The following is a 22339-nucleotide window of genomic DNA, read 5'->3' as shown; positions in this document are numbered from 1 at the left end:
CCGGCCAGAACCGGCGCCGCCATTTCCCCCAAGGCGCGGCGCAGTCGGCCTTGCGTCGGGCCAGGAATGTCCTTGACCAGCTGGTGGCCTGCGTCGGTCAGATAGAGGCTGACCACGCGGTTGTCGGTGTCGTGCCTTTCACGGCGCATCAGTTGGCGCAGTTCGAGCTTGTCGAGCAGGTTGCTCGCCGTCGAAGGCTTGATCTGCAGCGCCCGCGCCAGATCCGACACCCGCAAGCCGGGTCGCGCCGAAATCTGCCACATGGCCCACAGCTGGGCACCACTCAGGCCGTGCCGGTCGTCGATGTTCTGCATGCCCGTCTGAACCGTGCGCACGAGCTGCAGCACCTTGCCAAAGGCTTCATCAGAACACTCTGGAGCCATCCCGGGATCATCCTGCTGATCGCCAAAGGGCTTCTCCCGCCCGCGACCGTCGCTCTTCAACGCCACTCCGTTCGTCATCGTGCCAGTCCTCACGTTGCTTGCAAATTAAGTTTGTGCAATACTATTAGGCTGGAACTTATTTTACAAGCGATTTTTCGCCCATCGCTTGGCCACCGAGAGGAAATTGACGCAACGATGCTCGACCAACTGCTTTCCTTCAGCCAAAGCCTGACACCGGTCATGGCGTCGGCCCTGCGCATTGTCCTCATCGCCCTGCTGGCGTGGGCTGCCATGGCCTTCTCGCACAAGCTGATCCGCAGCTTTCGCATCTACATCAGCCGCAGCCTCGACGACAGCGAGGAGGTAAAACGCGTCGCCACCCTGGGCCGCGTCTTCCGCTACGCCGCGTCGGTGATGGTTTCGCTGGTCGCCGGCATCCTGATCCTGGCGGAACTGGGCGTCTCGATTGCCCCCATCCTTGGCGCCGCCGGCGTCGTCGGCGTCGCCGTCGGCTTCGGCGCGCAGAGCCTGGTCAAGGATTATTTCTCCGGCTTTTTTCTGCTGCTCGAGAACCAGATCCGCCAGGGAGATGTCGTAGAAGCCGGTGGCAAAGGAGGCGTCGTCGAAGAAATCACCCTGCGCTACGTGCGCATGCGTGACTACGATGGCAACGTCCACTTCGTCCCCAACGGCAGTATCACCTCGGTTACCAACAAGACTCGCGGGTTTGCTTTCGCTGTGGTCGACGTCGGCGTCGCCTACCGCGAGAACGTGGATCAGGCGCTCGAGGTCATGCGCCAGGTCGGCACCGAGTTGCGCGCCGATCCGCTATTCGGGCCGAAGATAATCGATGACGTCGAGATGGTCGGCGTCGACTCCTGGGCTGATTCGGCGGTGATTCTGCGCTGCCGCTTCAAGGTCGCGCCGATCGAGCAGTGGGGTGTACGCCGGGAATGTCTGCGCCGCCTCAAATATGCGTTCGACGCTGCCGGCATCGAAATTCCCTTTCCGCATCTCACCGTCTATCCCGGTCAGGCCAAGGACGGTTCAAGCCCGCCCTTGCATCTGGCGATGGACGACAGCAAGCAACACCCCGGAGGTACGCATTGAAAGTTACCACTCCTGTAGTCGCAAACAGCCTGTTCAGCGAACAAGACATCTACCTTTTTCGCGAAGGCAACCACACCAGGCTCTACGACCGCTTTGGCGCGCATGCCACTAAAAAGGCTGCTCAGGCCGGCTTCCAGTTCAGCGTCTGGGCACCGAACGCCGAGAAAGTGTCGGTGGTCGGCGACTTCAACCACTGGCAAGTGGAGAGCCACCCTCTCCATCGCCGTGACGACCAGTCGGGTATCTGGGAGGGCTTCCTGGCCGGACCGGCACTGGGCGACAGCTACAAGTTCCACATCACCAGCGGCAACGGCGTCCAGGAGAAAGCCGACCCCTTTGCCCGCCAGTCGGAGGAGCCGCCGCGCAGCGCTTCGCGTCTGTGCACGCTCGACTACAGCTGGAGCGACAGCGAGTGGATGGCCAAGCGCCGGGCGGTCAACGCACTCAATGCGCCGCTGTCGATCTACGAGGTGCACCTCGGCTCCTGGCGGCGCATTCCCGAGGACAACAACCGTTCGCTCAGCTATCGCGAAATGGCGCCGCAACTGGCCGCCTACGTCAACGAGATGGGCTTCACCCACGTCGAACTGCTGCCGGTGATGGAGCACCCGTTCTACGGCTCATGGGGCTACCAGACCACCGGCTATTTCGCACCGACAGCACGCTACGGGTCGCCCGAAGACTTCATGTTCCTGATCGACACCCTGCACCAGGCGGGAATCGCGGTCATTCTCGACTGGGTGCCCTCGCACTTTCCGGCCGACGGCCATGGCCTGGCCAACTTTGACGGTACCTGCCTCTACGAACACGAGGATCCGCGCCAGGGCTTTCACCCGGACTGGAAGAGTTCGATTTTCAACCTCGGTCGCAACGAAGTGCGCGGTTTCCTGATGTCCAGCGCCCTGTTCTGGCTCGACAAATACCACGTGGATGGCCTGCGGGTCGATGCCGTCGCCTCGATGCTCTACCTCGACTACGGCCGCGAGGAGGGTGAATGGATCCCCAACGAGCATGGCGGACGCGAGAACCTCGAATCGATGAGCTTCCTGCGCAGCCTTAATGAAGCGGTCTATCGCGATCATCCGGACGTCCAGACGATGGCCGAGGAGTCCACCGCCTGGCCGATGGTTTCGCGCCCCACCTACATGGGCGGCCTCGGTTTCGGCATGAAGTGGAACATGGGCTGGATGAACGACACCCTGAAGTACTTCCAGCAGCAACCGCTGTTTCGCAAGTACCAGCACGACAAGCTCACCTTCGGTGTGTGGTACGCGTTTACCGAGAACTTCGTCCTGCCGCTGTCGCACGACGAGGTGGTGCACGGCAAGGGCGCGCTGATCGGCAAGATGCCGGGCGACGAATGGCAACAGTTCGCCAACCTACGCCTGCTCTACGGGCTGATGTGGACCCACCCCGGCAAGAAGCTGCTGTTCATGGGCGGTGAGCTCGGTCAGCGGCGCGAGTGGCAGCACGACGAAAGCCTCGAATGGCACGTCCTCCAGTACCCGTTGCACCACGGCGTGCAGTCTTGGGTCGCCGACCTCAACCGCGCCTATCGTGGGCAGAAAGCACTGCATGAGCGCGACTTCAACACCGACGGCTTCGCCTGGGTCGATTGCACCAACTGGGAGGAAAGCATCATCAGCTTCCTGCGCTACGGCAAGCACCGCGACGATACGGTCCTGGTGCTGTGCAATTTCACGCCGGTACCGCGCCATGACTACATCGTCGGCGCACCGCGCGGCGGCCAGTGGGAGGAGATCCTCAACAGTGATGCCGAGCACTACGGCGGCAGCGGCATGGGTAATCTTGGTCGGGTCGAGGCGCGTCCGATCGCCGCGCACGGTCATTTCCACTCCCTGGCGCTGACCCTGCCGCCGTTGGCGGTGGTGGTTCTGAAGCCGATAATGGAAGGCGAACGGTCGTCTTGACCGCCACGCGGCTGCCCGCAACCCACATGAACACCGCAACAGCCCCGGGTGGGCCAATCGTCGCGGCAGTGGCGCTTGTATGCCACCGACAATTCCGTCATGCTCCGTCTGACAAGGTCGTCGGTGGCGATACCCTGGGCCCCTCAGGCCTGTCTGGGCCCGTACCACGGCCCGACTACCGGCTGGACCGAACAGCCCCTGGCCACGTCGGGCCCGCCTGCCGATTCGCCCCGCCAGGCGCAAAACAAGCTTTCCGACAACCGCTCGCTCGTTGCAACGAGATGGGCAACCTTGACGACTTCCCTTGAGTGGAGGAAATGATGCAAAAGGCCAATGAAACGATAGAAAAAGCCGCCGCAGCGGCCGACCTGACCTGGGAAAATGATCCGCTCTGGTACAAGGACGCAATCATCTACGAACTGCACGTCAAGGCGTTCAAGGATAGCGGCGACGACGGCATCGGTGATTTCAAGGGACTGACCGAGAAGCTCGACTACATCCAGGATCTGGGGGTCAACACCCTCTGGCTGCTGCCCTTCTACCCCTCGCCGATGCGCGATGACGGCTACGACATTTCCGACTATCACAACGTCAGCCCTGACTACGGCAACCGCAACGACGCGCGCATCTTCATCCGCGAAGCGCATCGCCGCGGCCTGCGGGTGATCACCGAGCTGGTCATCAACCATACCTCTGATCAACACCCCTGGTTTCAAGCGGCCAGGCGCGCCCCTGCCGGGTCGAAGAAACGCGACTTCTACGTGTGGTCCGATACCGACAAGAAGTATCCGGAAACGCGCATCATCTTCACCGACACCGAGAAGTCGAACTGGGCCTGGGACGAGGTCGCCGGCGCCTACTACTGGCACCGTTTCTTCTCGCACCAGCCGGATCTCAACCACAACAATCCGGCGGTCGTGAAAGCGGTGATCCGCATCATGCGTTTCTGGCTGGACATGGGCGTCGACGGCCTGCGCCTCGACGCCATTCCCTATCTGTGCATCCGCGAAGGCACGGACAACGAGAACGTGCCCGAGACGCATCAGGTCATCAAGCAGATTCGTGCGGCAATCGATTCGCGCTACCAAAACCGCATGCTGCTCGCCGAGGCCAATATGTGGCCGGAAGACGTGCGCGAGTACTTCGGCGACGGCGATGGCGACGAGTGTCACATGGCGTATAACTTCCCGGTGATGCCGCGCATTTTCATGGCCGTGGCCCAGGAAGAACGCCATCCGGTGGTCGAGATCATGAACCAGACACCAGATATTCCGGCGAACTGCCAGTGGGCGATCTTCCTGCGCAACCATGACGAACTGACGTTGGAAATGGTCACCGAGAGCGAGCGCGCCTTCATGTACAAGGAGTACGCGGCCGACCCACGGATGCGCGTCAACGTCGGCATCCGCCGCCGCCTGGCGCCGCTGATGGAAAACAACCGGCACAAGATCGAACTCGTCACCTTCCTGCTGATGACGCTGCCGGGCTCGCCGGTAATGTACTACGGCGACGAAATCGGCATGGGCGACAATATCTACCTTGGCGACCGCAACGGCGTGCGTACACCGATGCAATGGAGCCCGGACCGTAACGCCGGCTTCTCCAGGGCCGACCCGCAGCGGCTCTATCTGCCACCGAACATGGACCCGATCTACGGTTACGAGGCGATCAACGTCGAAGCGCAGGCGCGCAATCCATCGTCGCTGCTGCACTGGACCAAGCGCCTGATCGCGGTGCGCAAGAACTACAAGGCTTTCGGCCGCGGCAGCATCACCTTTCTCGAGCCCGGCAACCGCAAAATTCTCGCCTACGTCCGCGAGTACGAGGACGAAATCCTGCTCTGCGTGGTCAATCTGTCGCGCAACGCGCAACCGGTTGAACTCGACCTCGCCCCGTTCAAGACGCGCGTACCGGTCGAACTGCTCGGACGCTCGGCTTTCCCACCGATCGGCGACCTGCCTTACCTGCTGACGCTGGCCGGACACGGCACCTACTGCTTCCGCCTGACCACCGACGTCGAGGTGCCCTACTGGCACGAGGAACGCCTGGCCCGGCCAGAGCTGCCGGTACTGGTGCTCACCGAGGGCTGGATGACTTTCTCCGGAGGCAAGACCACCGCCACCACCGTGCGCCGGGCGATCGCCGCTACCACCCGCGACCAGCTGCAGCACAAGGTGCTCGCACCCTACCTGGTGACCAAGCGCTGGTTCGCCGGCAAGGGCCACCCGATCGAGAGCATCAAGATTATCGAACAGGCGCCATGGGACACCGACAACGGCAGCTGGCTGCTGACGATCCTTGAGGTGCACTGCGCCGGCATCGAGCCGCAGGTCTACTTCCTGCCCCTGGCGATCTGCTGGGACGAGGAAACCAGCGAAGAGCAGCGTGCCCTGCTCGGTCCGTGGGCGCTGGCAAGAGTGCGCCAGAAGGATCGCACCGGCCTGCTTTACGGCGCCTTCGGCGCTGACGGTTTCTGCCGCGACCTGGCCGAAGGAATCGGCAGGAACGTGGCCATCCCCTTCGCCCGCGGCCGGCTCGAGTTCCACGCCTCACCGGCGTTTGCCAAGCTGGCAGCCGGACTTGATGCACCGGTACGCCACCCCTCGCTGGAACAGAGCAATACCGCTGTGTACTTCGGCGACAAATTGTTCCTCAAGGGCTATCGTCGCCTGCAGACCGGTACCAACCCGGAAGTTGAAGTTGGCCGTTTCCTCACCGACACCTCGCCTTTCTCGCAAATTGCGCCGGTTGCCGGCTCGGTCGAAATCCGTCGCGGCGACGGCGAGACCATGACTTTGGCGTTGCTGCAGGGCTACACGAAGAACCAGGGTGACAGCTGGAATTTCACGCTCGACTACCTCGAACGCTTCCTCTCGGAGGTCGCGGTGCAAGCCGACGATCTTGACGCTGACCCGCACAGCTACTTCCTGAGCTTGATCGAGCTGCTCGGCCGCCGTACGGGCGAAATGCACCAGGCTTTTGCCCTGTCGACCGGAGACCCGGCCTTCGAACGCGAGCCGATTACCGCACAGGACCTGGCCAACTGGTCGACTGCGCTGAACGCCGAGGCGGTGGCCACGCTCGACGAACTCGAACGACGCCGCGAAGACTTCCCCGAGGAGGTACGCGATGGCTGTGACCGGCTGTCGGCATTGCGGCCCTTGCTGTTGGACCGCATTTCGCCGAAAGCGCTGGCCGGCATTGCCGCCGCCAAGACGCGCTATCACGGTGACTACCACCTTGGCCAGGTGCTGCGCGTGGACAATGATTTCGTGATCATCGACTTCGAAGGCGAGCCTGCGCGTTCAATGGACGAGCGTCGCCAGAAGCACTCGCCGCTGCGCGACGTCGCCGGCATGCTGCGTTCGTTCAGCTATGCGGCAGCCGTCGCGACCAATCGCCTGACCAATGAAGATCCGATCGACCGTCATCGTGCCGGTCCGCTGGTCGAGCTCTGGGAAGAACAGGTCGGCGACGCGTTCATGAGCGGCTACCGCGATGCCGTTCAGGGCTGCCCGGCGTGGCCGGAGGAACCCGGCGGCGCTGAACGGCTGATCGAATTTTTTGTGATCGAGAAGGCACTTTACGAGCTGCGCTATGAGATGGGTAACCGGCCCGACTGGCTGTCGGTTCCGCTCTTCAGCCTGCTCAGGAACCTGAACGATCGCGGCGCAAGTTGATTTGACCGATAAAGGAGAAACATCATGAAAGTACTCGCCATGGTACTGGCCGGCGGCCAGGGTTCCCGGCTGCATCCGCTGACCGCAGAGCGTTCCAAACCGGCGGTTCCCTTCGGCGGCCGCTACCGCATCGCCGACTTCGTCCTCAGTAACCTGGTGAACTCGCAGATCCACGGCATCTACATGATGGTGCAGTACAAGTCGCAGTCGCTGATCGAGCACGTCGCCAAGGCCTGGGGCAATTCAAACGCCTATACCGGCCAGTTCGTCACCGTCGTGCCGCCGCAGATGCGCGAGAGTCAGGAGTGGTTCCAGGGGACCTCCGACGCCGTCTTCCAGAACATCAACCTGATCGAACGCCATTCACCGGACATGGTCGCCGTGTTTGGTGCGGATCATATCTACCGCATGGACGTGCGGCAGATGATCGATTTTCACCGTCAGAACTCGGCGCACGTCTCGGTGGCGGCGATTCCGGTACCGCTGGCCGAGGCGACGGCTTTCGGCATCATCGATGCCGACGACCACAGTCGCATCCGCGGCTTTCTGGAAAAGCCGACGAATCCGCCGGCCATGCTCAGCGACCCGACGCGCGCCTATGGCTCGATGGGCAACTACCTGTTCAATACCGATGTCCTGCTGAAAGCACTGCGCGAGGCCAACGACAACGGCGAGCACGATTTCGGCCACCATATCCTGCCGCGCCTGATCAAGACTCACAATGTGCTGGCCTACAACTTCGCCGACAACCACGTCCCCGGCGTCGCCGACTACGAGGAGCAGTCGTACTGGCGCGACGTCGGTAACATTGACGCCTACTACGACGCCCACTACGACGTCCTCAGCGCCAAGCCGCGCTTCAACCTCTTCAATCCGAAGTGGTTTATCAACTCCAGTTCTTACCAGGGACCCTCGCCAATGATCACTGGCGAGATCAGCAACAGCACCATCGCCGCGGGCTCACGAGTCAGCGGCGCACGGATCAAGAACTCGATGCTGCGTCGTGAAGTCGTCGTTGAGGAAGACGTCGAAATTGAAGACTGCCTGATCATGGACTACACGGTCATCCGCCGTGGCTCACGTCTCAAGCGGGTCATCGTCGACCGCTACAACGTCATCGAACCAAACTCGCGCATCGGCTTCGACGCCGCCGCCGACCGCGCCCGCTATACCGTCAGCGATGGCGGCATCGTCGTCCTCGCCAAAGGCGAGGACGTAGCGGGCGTAACCCGCTACCAGATCTAGGAGATTTAGCCATGAACCTTCCCGTCACCGCCGTCTGGCCTGGCACTCCCACCCCACGCGGCGCCACCTGGGACGGCGAGGGCGTCAACTTCGCCCTCTTTTCGGAACACGCCGAACGCGTCGAGCTGTGCCTGTTCGATCCGAGCGGACGCCGCGAGGTGCAGCGTATCGAAATGCGTGAGCAGACCAATCTGGTCTGGCACTGCTACCTGCCCGAGGCGCGGCCCGGCCTGCTCTACGGTTACCGTGTGCACGGACCCTATGACCCGGCGCACGGCCACCGCTTCAACGGCAACAAGCTGCTCATCGAGCCTTACGCCAAGGATATCGTCGGCGAGGTACGCTGGAGCGACGCGCATTTCGGCTACAAGATCGGTCACCGTAACGAGGACCTGTCCTTCGACCGTCGTGACAACCACGCCGGCATGCCCAAATGCCGGGTCATCGACCCGGCCTTCACCTGGGGCGACGACAAGGCACCGAACATTCCCTGGGCGGACATGGTGATCTACGAGACCCACGTGCGCGGCTTCACGATGAAGCATCCGGAAGTGCCAGCGTCCTTGCGCGGCACCTACGCCGGCATGGCGACGGCACCGGTCATCGACCACCTCAAGCGCCTGGGCGTCACGTCGGTCGAACTGATGCCGGTGCACGCCTTCCTCAACGACCGCCATCTGATCGACCGCGGTCTGACCAACTACTGGGGCTACAACACGCTCGGCTTCTTTGCACCCGACCACCGCTTCAGTTCCACCGGCGTGGTCAGCGAGTTCAAGACGATGGTCAAGACGCTGCACTCGCACGGCATCGAAGTCATTCTCGACGTGGTGTACAACCACACCGCAGAAGGCAACCAGAACGGCCCGACGCTCTCGCTGCGCGGCGTCGATAACGCCACTTACTACCGGCTGGTCGCTGACAATCCACGCTACTACATGGACTACACCGGCTGCGGCAATACCCTCGACCTGCAGCAGCCACGCATGCTGCAGCTGATCATGGACTCGCTGCGCTACTGGGTGCTGGAAATGCACGTCGACGGCTTCCGTTTCGACCTCGCTTCGGCGCTGGCGCGCGAACTGCATGCGGTCGACAAGCTCGGCGCCTTCTTCGACATTCTGCTGCAGGATCCGGTGCTGTCGCAGGTCAAGCTGATCGCCGAACCCTGGGACCTCGGCGAAGGTGGTTACCAGGTCGGCAACTTCCCGGCTGGCTGGGGCGAGTGGAACGACCACTACCGCGACACCATGCGCGCGCACTGGAAAGGCGACGGCGGCCTGATCGGCGACTTCGCCAGCCGCCTCACCGGCTCCAGCGACTTCTACCAGCACAGTGGCCGCAAGCCCTGGGCGAGCGTCAACTTCATCACCGCCCACGACGGCTTCACGCTGCACGATCTGGTCAGTTACAACGACAAGCACAACGCAGCCAACTGCGAAGACAACCGCGACGGTAACGACAACAACCGCTCCTGGAACTGCGGTGCCGAGGGGCCGACCGACGACGCCGGGATCAACGAACTGCGCGCGCGGCAGAAACGCAACCTGCTGGCGACCCTGTTCTTTTCGCAGGGCGTGCCGATGCTGCTCGCTGGCGACGAAATGGGGCGTACCCAGGGCGGCAACAACAACGCCTACTGCCAGGACAACGAGATCAGCTGGGTCAACTGGGATCTATCGCCAGCCGACCGCGAATTCATGGCTTTCGTGCAACGGGTCATTGCCCTGCGCCGCGAGCATCCCGTCTTCCGGCGCCGCAACTTCTTCCACGGCAGCGCCCCCGAGGGTTCGCTGCTCAAGGACATCCACTGGCTGAAACCCGATGGCAGCGAGATGAACGACGAGGAGTGGTCGCACAGCTACGCGCAATGCCTGGGTGTCTATCTCAGCGGCGAAGCAATGCAGGAACGCGACCGCCGCGGCCGCCCGGTACACGACGACAACTTCCTGCTGCTCTTCAACAGCTACCACGAAAACCTCGACTTTCGCCTGCCGGTATTGCCCGAGGCTTGCGAATGGCTGAGCGTCCTCGATACGCACCTCACCAATGGCCTACAGCCTGACGGCGTCTTCCAGGGCGGCGACACCTACCCCCTCGAGAGCCGCTCGCTGGCTCTCCTGCAGCAAAGGAAGCAATCATGAAACGCCAGCACAACATGCCTTTCGGCGCCGAAGTCCTCGACGAGGGCGGCGTCCGCTTTCGTCTCTGGGCGCCCGGCGTAGACGCCGTTGGCCTGCAGCTCGACGGCGCCAGCGAGCTGCCGATGAACGCTGCCGCGGGTGGCTGGTTTGAACTCACCGTCGCCGAAGCGCAGGCCGGCAACCGCTATCTGTTCAAGCTGCCGGACGGTTTGCTGGTTCCCGATCCGGCCTCGCGCTTCAACCCTGACGACGTGCATGGCGCTTCCGAAATCGTCGCTGCCACCGCCTTCGACTGGCCGGACGGCGAATGGCGCGGCCGGCCGTGGGAGGAAGCCGTGCTCTACGAGCTGCACATCGGCAGCTTCACGAAGGCTGGTGACTTCGCCAGCGCCATCGAACGCCTCGACTATCTCGTCGAACTCGGGGTCACCGCACTCGAGATCATGCCGGTCTCCGATTTCCCGGGTAAGCGCAACTGGGGCTACGACGGCGTCCTGCCGTTCGCACCCGATGCCGCCTACGGCCGACCGGAGGACTTCAAGCGCCTGATCGCCGCCGCGCACGAACGTGGCCTGATGGTCCTGCTCGACGTCGTTTACAACCACTTTGGGCCGGAAGGCAACTATCTGCACGCCTACGCGCCCGACTTCTTCAACCCGCTCCACGAAACGCCCTGGGGCGCGGCGATCAACTTCGACGGCAAGGGCAGCCGGGCGGTGCGCGACTTCTTCGTGCACAACGTCCTCTACTGGCTGGAGGAGTTTCATCTCGACGGCCTGCGCCTGGACGCCATCCACGCCATTTGCGACGATAGCTCGCCGGACATCATCGAGGAGCTCGCCGCAGCCTTCAAGGCGGTACCGGGACGCGCGCGACACGTGCACATGGTGCTCGAGAACGAACACAATCAGGCGCGCTACCTGAGCCGCGACGAGTCCGGCCGGCTGCTGCACGGCACGGCCCAGTGGAACGACGACATCCACCACTGCTTTCACGTCGTCGCCACCGGCGAAACCGACGGTTACTACACCGACTACGCCGCCGAGCCGGTGCGCCTGCTCGGCCGCTGCCTGAGCGAAGGCTTCGCCTATCAGGGCGAAGCTTCGACTTTCGCGCACGGCAAACTGCGCGGCGAGCCAAGTACCCAGCTACCGCCGGCCGCGTTCATCAATTTTCTCCAGAACCACGATCAGATCGGCAACCGCGCCTTCGGTGAGCGTCTCGCTCACCTCGCTTCGCCAGCGGCCATGGAGGCCGTCACCAGCGTCCTGCTGCTTGCGCCACAGCCGCCGCTGCTATTCATGGGCGAGGAATTTGCAACCACGCAGCCCTTCCAGTTCTTCTGCGACTTTGGCCCCGAGCTCGCACGCCTGGTGACCGAAGGTCGCCGCCGCGAATTCGGGCGCTTTGCGCGCTTTGCCGATCCGGCCGTGCGCGAGAGCATTCCCGATCCCAACGCGCTGGCCACCTTCGAAGCCGGCATTCTCGACTGGAGCGCGATCGAACGCGAGCCGCACCGCGCGGTGCTCGAACTGCACCGGCGACTGCTATCGCTGCGCCAGCAGTGGATCGCACCGCGTCTGGCCGGCATGGGTAACGGTGATCCGCAGCTGAAGCTCTTTTCGCCACGTACTCTGTCGATCAACTGGAGCCTCGGCGACCGCAGCCTGCTGACTCTGCTCGCCAATCTCGGCGACGAGCAGGTGGTGGTGACACCACCTGGCGGCCGCCTGCTCTTCGCCACCGCCAATCTAGGCGCCGACGCACTGGCCAGCGGCCAGCTGCCGGCGTGGTCGGTGGCCTGGCATCTGCACCTCGGAGACCGACCATGAGCGCTGCCGCCGACAACAGCCGCAGCGCACTGGCGCAGCTTGCCGAGTACTGTGGCATCAGCGCCGGCTATGACGATGTCTGGGGCAAGGCGCATGCCACCTCGGAACAAACCCTGCGCGCCCTGCTGGGGGCGATGCACTTTCCCGCCGAAGCCGACCCCGCAGCGCTGTTGCAAACCTTGCAGGAAGAAGAGTGGCTCCGCCCGCTGTCGTCAGTCAAGGTGGTGGCGGTCGGCGATGCGCCAGCGCTTCCGGTCTCGCTGCCGGCCGCCCGCGCCAGCCAGCCGCACCGCTGGATTCTGACGCCCGAGAACGGCGCCGCGAGCAGCGGTGAGTTCGAACCGGCCAGCTTGCGACGCCTTGCCGAGCAGCGCCTCGACAAGGTCGATTACCTGCGCGGCGAACTGCTCTTGCCACCTTTACTCGAGCCGGGCTACTACCGCCTGGAGATCGAGCAAGCCGGGCGCGGCGGCATGGCGCAGGAGGCGATGACTCTGATCGTCGCGCCGCCGAGCTGCTTCCTGCCCGATGCGGTGCAGGGAGAGGGCCGCGTCTGGGGCCCGACGGTGCAACTCTACGGCATCCGCTCGCGGCGCAACTGGGGCATCGGTGACTTCGGAGACCTGCGTACCCTGCTCGACGCCTCGGCCGATGCCGGCGGTGGCGTGATCGGCGTCAATCCGCTGCATGCCCTGTTCCCGGACGACCCGAAGCGAATCAGTCCCTACAGCCCCTCCAGTCGCTGCTTCGTCAACGTGCTGTACATCGACGTCGAGGCAGTTGCCGAATTCGGCGAGTGCGAAGCAGCGCGCAATCTGGTCGCTTCGGAACGTTTCCAGGCCCGCCTGCGGCGCCTGCGCGCTGGTGAAGAGGTCGACTACGAAGAAGTTTCCGCGGCCAAGCGCGAGGTGCTGGTGGCACTCTATCGGCACTTCCGCGAGCAGCACCTGGCCAGCGATACGGCGCGTGCGCGCGCCTTCCGCCTGTTCCGCACCGAGGGTGGCCTGCCACTGGAATTGCACGCCCGTTTCGAGGCCTTGCAGGCCCATTTCCAGGGAGAGAACCCCGGTGTTTGGGGCTGGCCAGCCTGGCCGGAGAAGTACCGCGATCCACAGGCGCCGGCGGTGGCGGCGTTTGCCGCCGAGCATGCCGAAGCGATCGACTACTCGGCCTGGCTGCAGTGGCTCGCCGAGGAACAGCTTACCGCCCTCGGACAACAATCGTGGCGTCGTGGCCTCGGTGTCGGCCTCTACCAGGACCTCGCCGTCGGCGTCAATCCTGGCGGATCGGAGGCCTGGGCCTGGCAAGGCGCCTTTGCCGGCGACGCCTACGTCGGCGCCCCCCCCGACGAGTTCAACCCGCTCGGACAGGACTGGGGCCTGCCGCCGCTGGTGCCGTATCGCCTGCGCGAAGCCGCCTACGCACCCTTCGTTACCATGCTGCGCGCCAACATGCGTCACGCTGGCGCGCTACGCATCGACCATGTCATGGGTCTGGCGCGTCTGTTCTGGGTTCCCGTCGGTCAGCCAGCGAGCGAGGGCGCCTACGTCAGTTACGCGTTCGAAGATCTGCTCGGCATCGTCGCGCTGGAAAGCCAGCGCAATCGCTGCATGGTCATCGGCGAGGACCTCGGCACCGTCCCCGACGGCTTCCGGCCACGGCTGGCTACCGCCGGTCTGCTCTCCTACCGCCCGTTCTTCTTCGAACGCAGCGACGACGGCAACTTCAAGCCGCCTGCCGACTATCCGCGGCAGGCACTGGTCGCCGTCAGTACGCACGATCTGCCGACCTTGCAGGGTTTCTGGAAGGGTCACGACATCGACACCCGGGCGGCGCTGCAGCTTTTCCCCGACGAGGCGCAGTTCGAACAGATGGTCGTCGACCGTGCCCAGGATCGCGCCCGCATCCTGATGGCCCTGAAGCACGCCGAGCTGCTACCCGAAGGCGCCAGCGTGCATCCCTTCTCGCTCCCCGAGATGACGCAACCCTTCATCGTCGCCACGCACGCATTTCTGGCCAGAACCCCGGCGCAGCTGCTGATGGTCCAGCCAGAGGATATTCTCGGCGTCGTCGAGCAGGCCAACCTGCCCGGCAGCCGTGACGATCAGCATCCCAACTGGCGGCGACGCCTGCCGCTGGACCTGGAAGACTGGCCCGAGGACGGCCGCTTCGCCGCCGTTGGCCAAGTGCTGATCGACGAACGCGGCACGGCCGTCGTGCCGCCGGAGGAAGTGCCGACGACAACGCGTGTCGCGGTCATCCCGCGCGCCACCTACCGCATGCAGTTCAACCGCGACTTCACCTTTGCCCAGGCCGGTGCCCTGGCGCCGTACATGGCCGCACTCGGCATCAGCCACTGCTACGCTTCCCCTTATCTGCGCGCAAGACCGGGCAGCACGCACGGTTACGACATCGTCGGCCACGCCGAACTCAACCCGGAGATCGGCACGCCACAGGAGTTCGAGGACTTCTCGGCCGCCCTCAAGGAGAATGCGCTGTCGCAGGTCATCGACGTCGTCCCCAACCACATGGGGGTCATGGGGGCGGACAACGCCTGGTGGCTAGACGTCCTGGAGAACGGCCCGGCCTCGGCCTGGGGCGCTTTCTTCGACATCGACTGGGATCCGCTCAACCGCGAACTCAAGGGCAAGGTGCTCTTGCCACTGCTTGGTGCGCACTACGGACAGGTGCTCAACGCGGGCGAACTGCGTCTTGAATACGACGCCGTTCGCGGCGAGTTCAGCATCATGTACTACCAGCACCGGCTGCCGGTGGACCCGGCGAGCTACCCGCGCATCGTCGGTCACCGTCGCGAACGCCTGGCTGCGGTGCTCGGCGAAAGCCACGAGCGCTACGGCGAACTGGAGACGCTGCTCACCGCTTTCGGCCACCTGCCGGCGCGGACCACCAGCAAGCCGGCGAAGATGGCCGAACGGCAACGCGACAAGGAGGTGCACAAGCGCCATCTGGCGGCACTGACCGAAGCGCGCGCCGACATCGCCCACCACATCGCCGATAATCTCATCGAGTTCAACGGCCGCCCCGGCCATCCCGCCAGCTACGATCTGCTGCACGACCTGATCCAGGTGCAAGGCTATCGCCTGGCCTACTGGCGGGTCGCCTGCGACGAGATCAACTATCGCCGCTTTTTCGACATCAACGACCTCGCCGCGCTGCGCATGGAGGACCCGGCGGTATTCGACGCCACCCACCACCTGATCCTCGACCTGGTCTCCCAGGGCAAAGTTGAGGGGCTACGCATCGACCACCCCGACGGGATGTTCGACCCCGGTGCATACTTCCGCCACCTGCAGCAGGCTGTCGGCGGCAAGCCACCGGTACCCGGCGAGCCGCTGGCGATCTATCTGCTGATCGAGAAGATCCTCGCCGAGCACGAGCGCCTGCCGGACGACTGGCCGATCCACGGCGCCACCGGCTACCGTTTTTCCAACCTGGTCAACAACCTCTTCGTCGATACCGCCTCCGAGCGGCGCATGACGCGCATCTACCGCGACTTTACCGGCGTCGACAGCGACTTCGAGGAACTCGCCTACGACGCCAAGAAGCTGATTATGCACACCGCGCTGGCGAGCGAGTTTAGCGTCCTCGCCAACCGCCTGGCGCGCATCGCCACGGCCAGTCGCGACACCTGCGACTTCACCCTCAACGGCCTGCGCGAGGCATTGATCGAAGTGGTGGCGTGTTTCCCGGTCTATCGCAGCTACGTCGCCCACGGCGAACTGTCGACCGACGACCGCCGGCACATCAGCTGGGCGGTGGCGGTGGCCAAGAAACGCAGCCCGCTGTTCGATACCGGCATTTACGATTTCCTCGAGGGCGTGCTGACCACCGATCTCGCGCGCGGCCGCAGTGCCTCCTACCGCGAGCCGCTGGAAGCCTTCGCCATGAAGTTCCAGCAGGTCTCGTCGCCGGTGATGGCCAAGGGAGTCGAGGATACGGCCTTCTATCGCTATCATCGCCTGACCTCCCTCAACGACGTCGGTGGCGAACCGCGCCGCTTCGGTATTTCGGTCGCCGCCTTCCACGCCGCGACGCGCGCCCGCGCCGTCCGTTGGCCGCACAACATGCTCGCCACCTCAACGCACGACAGCAAGCGTTCCGAGGACGCGCGCGCGCGCATCAACGTCCTCTCGGAGATCCCGGCGGCCTGGAAACTGATGCTCAAACGCTGGCGCCGCCTGAATCGCGGCCGCAAGCACGAGGTCGATGGCGTCGCCGCGCCGTCGCGCAACGACGAGTACCTGCTTTACCAGACGCTGATCGGCACCTGGCCGCTGACGCCGCCGAGCGACGAAGAACTCGCCGACTACCGGCAACGCATCGAGGCCTACATGATCAAGGCGCTGCGCGAGGGCAAAGAGCACAGCAGCTGGGTACAGGTCAATGAAGCCTACGAAGGCGCTGTCACCGATTTCGTGCGTGCCCTGCTGGCGCCTGGCGAGAAGAACCTCTTCCTCGCCGACTTCGTGTCGATGCTGCAGACCATCGCCCATCACGGACTGATCAACGCGCTGGCGCAGCTGCTCATCAAGGTCACCTCACCGGGTGTCCCGGACATCTACCAGGGTTGCGAGCTGTGGCAGTTCAATCTGGTCGACCCGGACAACCGTCGGCCGATCGACTTTCCCCTGCGCGGCGAGTATCTGGCGCAGGTACAGGCGATGGTTGACGCGCCGCCGGAGCAATGGCCCGCGCGTCTGCAGCCACTGCTCAGCGACATGAACGACGGGCGCATCAAGCTGTACACGCTGTGGCAGAGTCTCGCCCTGCGCGCGCGCTGGCCGGAAGTACTGGAGCTGGGCGATTACCAGCCTCTGAAAGTCAGCGGCGAGCACGCTGCGCACCTCTGTGCCTACGCGCGTCAGCACGGCGAGCGGGCGATTGTCGTCGTCGTGCCGCTGCTGCCGGTGGGTCTGCTCGGCGACAACCGCATCCTGCCACTGGGCAACGAGGTCTGGGCCAATACCGTGCTCGAACTGCCCGACGGGCTGGCCGCCAGTGGCTGGCGCAATCTGCTCAGCGGTGAAAGCCATTCGGCAGGCGCTCAGTTGGCAATCGGCGAGCTATTGGCGAGCTTCCCGGTCGCTCTGCTGGCCACCCAGGGCGAGCCTTGAGCTAGTGACGGAGGGTGGCAAGCCCGACGGCTTGCCACCCTCCACAAGTCATCGCGCGCTGGCGAATCGCTTTACCAACGTCGGCCTCGCGCTGCGTTGAGAAACTCGTCGAGGATGGGCGCGCTGTCCAGCAGGTCCGGACTGCCCGGCGGATGAAACTCCGGGTGCCATTGCAGCCCGAGGACATAGGGTTTCCCTTGCAGGCGTACGGCTTCGACCACGCCGTCTCCCTCGCTGCGTGCCTCGACGCGCAGGCCACGGCCCAGGGCATTGATCGCCTGATGATGAATCGAGACCACGCGTCCGCCGGTCGCTCCGGGATAGAGTTTCGCCAGACTCGAATCCTTGGCCCATTCAACCGCATGACTGTGGCGGTCGTAGTTGTCATGAAGGTGTGTTCCGGCCGAGACGATCTGCGTCGCGATATCCTGGTACAGCGTACCACCAAGCGCCACATTGATCAGTTGGGCGCCGCGACAAATGCCAAGGACCGCCTTTCCGGCTTCGATAAACTCGTGCAGCAGTTCCATTTCATAGGCGTCGCGAACCTGATCCCCTACCCAATCGGGATGCAAGGGTTCCTCGCCGTAGCTTTGCGGATTGACGTCGGCACCGCCTTGCAAAAGCAGGCCATCGAGATACTGCGGGTAATCCGAGAGCCGGATGCTGCTGCGATTGACGATGCCATCGCCACTGACCGCCGGGATCATGAAGACCATGACGTCGCGCGACATGGCCCAATGGGCGACCGATTGCTCGAGGTAATGCAGGGATTTCGATTGCAGGCCCGTCGCACCCGCCTGCGGATGATAGATGCGCGCTGAAAGACCGATACGTAAAGGGCGCCAGCTCATGGGACCTCCTTTTGAAGTGTCGAACTTGCCACTGTTTTCTCTTCTACCGACCCGTCGGTGCAAAGAAGCAATATACCCGCGTTTGCCAACTGTTGCCCCGGGCACGATTCCTGTTCCGCACAATCTTCCGGTCTGTTCCGCCGTTTCGACGGTTGTCGCCGGTGCTGCTCCGATCAGCTTTGCCGCGCACTGAAAGTTCAACCGGGAAACCACGGTGGAGCGCTCGTTTCATCTCGCCAGGCCGGCCGCGCGCTGGCGCCGCCAATCCTTGTACTGCCCCTCCTTTCCGGCTGCAAAGTTCGGTCGGAAGGCGCGCCACCGGTGTTAGACTGCGGGGCGTGGGCGAATTCCGTCTTGTTGCGAATTCGCCACCAGAACGTGCAGTGGCGATTGTCCGCGGCCCCTGCACGACGGCGCATTGCTCCCGCCAGTCCGCTGAATGTCGAGTCACGCACTTGGTGGCCGGTGTCAACCGAAACAAACAGGATCCGAATGAACTTCTTCCGCGACAGGCTGGGCGCTATCCGGCAGCGTACGCGTTCAGGAATGAACCCTTTCCGCGGCCGGCTGAGCGCCTTCAGGTGGCGCACCCGTTTGACCTTGTGGGGGGCGGCCGCTTGCGCCGGCCTGGCCGTTGTTGCTTTCACAAAGCTCGCCGATCTCGCCCTGGCCACCTTCTTCGATCTGGCCAATTCCCACCCGGGTGTGCCATTCCCCTGGGTGCCGTTTGTCGCTGCACCCCTGTCCGGCATGGCCGCGGTCTGGCTGACCCAACGGTTTTTCCCGGGAGCCCAGGGCAGCGGCATTCCGCAGGTCATCGCGGCGACACGCCTTGCCGCCCGTGGCGAGTCGGTCGACCATCTGATCTCACTGCGCCTCTCCGTCGGCAAGATCGGCGCCGGCTGTCTCGCCCTGCTCGGCGGCTTTTCGGCCGGGCGGGAAGGCCCATCGGTACAAGTGGCGGCATCGATCCTGCACGCCGCCCATCGGTTTCTGCCGCACTCGCGGGCAATCGCCCCGGCGAATCTGATTCTGGCCGGTGGCGCGGCGGGCATCGCCGCCGCCTTCAACACGCCGCTTGCCGGCGTCGTCTTCGCAGTAGAGGAACTGGGAAAACGCCTGGAGGCCAAGACCACTGGCATCCTGGTTAGTACGATCATCCTGTCCGGCCTGGTGGCCATTTCCCTGGAGGGCAACTATAGCCATTTCGGGCGCATGAAGGTCTCAGAATTTAGTGAGATCGGTGTTCCGGTCCTGGTCTATGGCATGTTCTGCGGTGTGCTCGGCGGCATTTTCAGCCGCCTGCTGCTGTGGCCTCAGAAGCACCCGACCTTCGTCGTCTGGCGGTGGCGCGCCGCTCATCCGGTCCGCTTCGCCGGCTGCTGCGGACTGGTCATCGCGGTGGTCGGCTGGCTCGGAGGCGGTTTGTCTTACGGCAGTGGCTACTCGGTTACCGCGTCGCTGGTTTCCGGCGACACCATGACGGCTTTGTCGGCACCGTGGCACGCCCCGGTGACCCGCTACGTGGCGACTGTTGTCACCTATTATTCAGGGATTCCGGGTGGCATATTCGCGCCGGCGCTGGCAGTCGGTGCGGCGCTCGGAGCCAGCACCTGCGAGATTCTCGGCTTTGCCGTGAACGCTGTTCCAATCACGGCGCTGTGCATGGCCGGCTTTCTGGCTGCGGTCACGCAATCGCCGATAACCGCCGCGATCATCGTCATGGAGATGATCGATGGTCATGGCATGGTGATCAGCCTGATGGCCGTGGCGTTGATCTCCAATGCGGTCAGTTCGCGCGTCAGTCCGGAGCTTTATCAGCAGCTGGCGATGGGCTTCATGGCCAAGAAGGACACGCCAAGCTGAGCCTTTTCACCCGTCGCCAAACCGTTTCTGCGGTCAAGACAGCGCACCGAATACAAGAACCGAAAGCCCGATCTTCATGCTCACCTTTGCCACCCGTTTCTGCTGCGTGTTTGCCGCCGTCCTGGCACTGTCCGGATGCGGCGCCTGGCCGTGGGAGCCGGACCGCCCACAGGATGCCGTCAGAAGCGATGATGATGCCGAGGCTGCCCGCGCCAGAACCGAGAAGGAGGAGGCGGCGGTTGAAGCAAAGGTGATTGCTTCAAGCAGGGAAGAGGACAACATCTACTTTTCCCTCGGTAGCGTGACGGTCGTTAGCCGGGAGAAGGCAAAACTGCAGCTGCATGCGGAGTACCTGAAGCAGAATCCCGACACGACAGTGACCTTGATCGGCTACACCGACGATCTGGGAAGTCGCAACTACAACGTCGCCATCGCCGAGCAGCGGGTTCTGTCGGTCAGGAAGTTGCTCCGCTCGTACCATGTCCCCGGCGGCCAGATTCGCCGCTACAGCGTGGGCAGCGAGAAAACCCCTACCGCCTGCAAGACAAGTCTGTGCCGACAGAAAATGCGCCGGGTGGAACTGCTCTATTCACCCGAACGACGCGACAACCAGGGCGAAGGCGCTCGCCTGTTTTGACCGCACCGGCGGCAAGGCTTGATGACAGCGTGGGGCCGCCACTCCGACCGCGCAAAACCTGACACGCGCACCAGCTGACTATTTCATGGCCCTACGCTTTGGCATTGACCTTGGCGGCAGCAAGATCGAGCTGCTGGCACTTGACGACTCCGGTCGGGTGCTGCTGCGTCAGCGCCAACCAACGCCACAGGGGGACTACCTGGGCACGGTCAGGGCGGTCGGTGATCTGGTCAAGGCAGCGGAGCGCGCACTGGGCCAGAGCGGGAGCGTTGGGGTCGGCATGCCCGGTGCAGAATCGGCCGTTGATGACACGATCAAGAACGCCAATTCGACCTGCCTGATCGGCAAACCGCTGCGCACCGATCTGCAGGCGTTATTGCAGCGCGAAGTCCGCCTGGCCAATGACGCCAACTGCTTCGCCCTCTCGGAAGCCATCGACGGCGCCGGCAAGGGCGCAGAGGTGGTCTTCGGGGTGATTCTGGGCACTGGCGTTGGCGGTGGCATCGTCGTTCGTCAGCAAGCCCTGAGTGGCGCGAATCATATTGCCGGGGAGTGGGGCCACAACCCGCTGCCCTTGCTGGAAGAGGAAGTACTAGCGCCACCACGCTGCTACTGTGGCCGGTTCGGCTGTGTCGAAACCTGGCTGTCGGGTCCGGCGCTGAGCGGCGACCACTGCCGTCATGGCGGGGGCTCACTGACTGCCGAGGCGATCTGCGCTGGCGCGATGGCCGGCAATCGGGCATGTGATCAAACACTGGAGCGCTACGAGCGGCGACTGGCCAAGGCCCTGGCCCAGGTGGTCAACATTCTCGATCCGGACGTGATCGTGCTCGGTGGCGGCCTGTCGAACATCGAGCGCCTGTATCATGCCGTGCCACGGCTGTGGACGGCCCGCGTTTTCAGTGACCTGATCCGGACCCGCTTGCTGCGTAACGTCCACGGCGACTCTTCCGGCGTTCGGGGTGCCGCCTGGCTGTGGAATGAGGATCGAAGTGACTGATGTGCTGTTGTTTGCCGGCGGCTTGACGCGAATCGACGATCATGGTCAAGCGACCGGAATCTACAAGCAGGCGATTATGGGACCCGTTGATCTTGGCGTCGAAGGCTTGGCCGGGGATGTCCAGGCCGACCGTCGCGTCCATGGCGGGCCGGAGAAAGCCGTTCATCACTACGCCGTGACCAACTATCGACGGCTCGCCGACTGTCGTCCGGAAATAGCCGCTCAGCTGCTTGCCGGAAGTATTGGCGAGAACCTTTCGGCCAGCGGCTTTGACGAGAGCACGGTCTGTATCGGCGATATCTTTCGCCTCGGCAGGGCACGGCTGCAGGTCAGCCAGCCGCGTAGCCCGTGCTGGAAAATCGACCATCGCTACGGCAGCGATGGGGTGGCGCGGACGATCGCCGAAACCGGTCTGACCGGCTGGTACTACCGCGTCCTCGAAGTCGCCACGGTCGCCAGCGGCGACGAACTTGCGCTGATCGAACGCCTGCCGGGGGCCGTCTCGCTGGCCGAACTGTGGCG

Annotated in this window: 13 protein-coding genes; 11 read left to right on the top strand and 2 right to left on the bottom strand. The window is 63.8% G+C overall.

Annotated elements, in window-relative coordinates; translation table 11 throughout:
* Positions 1–461: MarR family transcriptional regulator (locus RUW20_RS07450; protein ID WP_313951576.1), on the bottom strand; the 461-nt coding region annotated here is incomplete at its 3' end.
* Positions 462–578: 117 nt separating this feature from the next.
* On the opposite strand from RUW20_RS07450, the gene RUW20_RS07445 reads away from it, so the two are divergent.
* From RUW20_RS07445 to RUW20_RS07415, 7 genes are all read left to right on the top strand, one after another.
* Positions 579–1493: a mechanosensitive ion channel family protein gene (locus RUW20_RS07445; protein WP_313951575.1), complete on the top strand. Its 915-nt coding sequence runs from the start codon at positions 579–581 to the stop codon at positions 1491–1493.
* A complete protein-coding gene (glgB, locus tag RUW20_RS07440) occupies positions 1490–3424 on the top strand; it encodes a 1,4-alpha-glucan branching protein GlgB (protein ID WP_313951574.1) in 1935 nt (644 codons plus the stop codon). Before RUW20_RS07445 ends, glgB begins: the two co-directional genes overlap by 4 nt.
* Before the next feature lie 320 nt (positions 3425–3744).
* Positions 3745–7104 (top strand): maltose alpha-D-glucosyltransferase, encoded by a 3360-nt coding sequence (treS, locus tag RUW20_RS07435; protein WP_313951573.1) that lies wholly within the window; start codon positions 3745–3747, stop codon positions 7102–7104.
* Between the two features lie 24 nt (positions 7105–7128).
* Positions 7129–8349, top strand: coding sequence for a glucose-1-phosphate adenylyltransferase (locus tag RUW20_RS07430; RefSeq protein ID WP_313951572.1), 1221 nt, complete (start codon positions 7129–7131; stop codon positions 8347–8349).
* A gap of 11 nt (positions 8350–8360) precedes the next feature.
* A complete protein-coding gene (gene glgX / locus RUW20_RS07425) occupies positions 8361–10493 on the top strand; it encodes a glycogen debranching protein GlgX (protein ID WP_313951571.1) in 2133 nt (710 codons plus the stop codon).
* Positions 10490–12325, top strand: a complete 1836-nt coding sequence (gene treZ, locus RUW20_RS07420) for a malto-oligosyltrehalose trehalohydrolase (RefSeq protein WP_313951570.1) — start codon at positions 10490–10492, stop codon at positions 12323–12325. The genes glgX and treZ overlap by 4 nt, the downstream gene beginning before the upstream one ends.
* Positions 12322–17460, top strand: coding sequence for a malto-oligosyltrehalose synthase (locus tag RUW20_RS07415; protein WP_313951569.1), 5139 nt, complete (start codon positions 12322–12324; stop codon positions 17458–17460). The genes treZ and RUW20_RS07415 overlap by 4 nt, the downstream gene beginning before the upstream one ends.
* A gap of 71 nt (positions 17461–17531) precedes the next feature.
* Here RUW20_RS07415 and RUW20_RS07410 read toward each other — a convergent pair whose 3' ends face one another.
* Positions 17532–18314 carry a type 1 glutamine amidotransferase gene (locus tag RUW20_RS07410; RefSeq protein ID WP_313951568.1) on the bottom strand — a complete coding sequence of 261 codons (783 nt, stop codon included), beginning with the start codon at positions 18312–18314 and terminating at the stop codon, positions 17532–17534.
* 546 nt (positions 18315–18860) lie between these two features.
* On the opposite strand from RUW20_RS07410, the gene RUW20_RS07405 reads away from it, so the two are divergent.
* From RUW20_RS07405 to RUW20_RS07390, 4 genes are all read left to right on the top strand, one after another.
* Positions 18861–20180, top strand: a complete 1320-nt coding sequence (locus RUW20_RS07405; RefSeq protein WP_313951598.1) for a chloride channel protein — start codon at positions 18861–18863, stop codon at positions 20178–20180.
* A gap of 76 nt (positions 20181–20256) precedes the next feature.
* Complete coding sequence (locus RUW20_RS07400; RefSeq protein WP_313951567.1) at positions 20257–20817, top strand: OmpA family protein; 561 nt, start codon at positions 20257–20259, stop codon at positions 20815–20817.
* An 85-nt stretch (positions 20818–20902) separates the two neighbouring features.
* Positions 20903–21817: an ROK family protein gene (locus tag RUW20_RS07395; protein ID WP_313951566.1), complete on the top strand. Its 915-nt coding sequence runs from the start codon at positions 20903–20905 to the stop codon at positions 21815–21817.
* Positions 21798–22339, top strand: a 542-nt coding sequence (locus RUW20_RS07390) for an MOSC domain-containing protein (RefSeq protein WP_313951565.1), incomplete at its 3' end; no start/stop codon positions are given. The genes RUW20_RS07395 and RUW20_RS07390, both read left to right, overlap by 20 nt.

The organism is Accumulibacter sp., assembly GCF_032229525.1.
Taxonomy (GTDB): Bacteria; Pseudomonadota; Gammaproteobacteria; order Burkholderiales; family Rhodocyclaceae; genus Accumulibacter.
Note: the sequence above shows the minus strand (reverse complement) of the source record. Positions and strands in the feature narration are given on the sequence as shown.

Coding starts and splice junctions, on each gene's coding strand:
- treZ (WP_313951570.1), top strand. CDS start 10,490: ATGAAACGCCAGCACAACATGCCTTTCGGCGCCGAAGTCCTCGACGAG.
- RUW20_RS07430 (WP_313951572.1), top strand. CDS start 7,129: ATGAAAGTACTCGCCATGGTACTGGCCGGCGGCCAGGGTTCCCGGCTG.
- RUW20_RS07415 (WP_313951569.1), top strand. CDS start 12,322: ATGAGCGCTGCCGCCGACAACAGCCGCAGCGCACTGGCGCAGCTTGCC.
- RUW20_RS07445 (WP_313951575.1), top strand. CDS start 579: ATGCTCGACCAACTGCTTTCCTTCAGCCAAAGCCTGACACCGGTCATG.
- RUW20_RS07405 (WP_313951598.1), top strand. CDS start 18,861: ATGAACCCTTTCCGCGGCCGGCTGAGCGCCTTCAGGTGGCGCACCCGT.
- treS (WP_313951573.1), top strand. CDS start 3,745: ATGCAAAAGGCCAATGAAACGATAGAAAAAGCCGCCGCAGCGGCCGAC.
- RUW20_RS07395 (WP_313951566.1), top strand. CDS start 20,903: ATGGCCCTACGCTTTGGCATTGACCTTGGCGGCAGCAAGATCGAGCTG.
- glgX (WP_313951571.1), top strand. CDS start 8,361: ATGAACCTTCCCGTCACCGCCGTCTGGCCTGGCACTCCCACCCCACGC.
- RUW20_RS07410 (WP_313951568.1), bottom strand. CDS start 18,314: ATGAGCTGGCGCCCTTTACGTATCGGTCTTTCAGCGCGCATCTATCAT.
- RUW20_RS07400 (WP_313951567.1), top strand. CDS start 20,257: ATGCTCACCTTTGCCACCCGTTTCTGCTGCGTGTTTGCCGCCGTCCTG.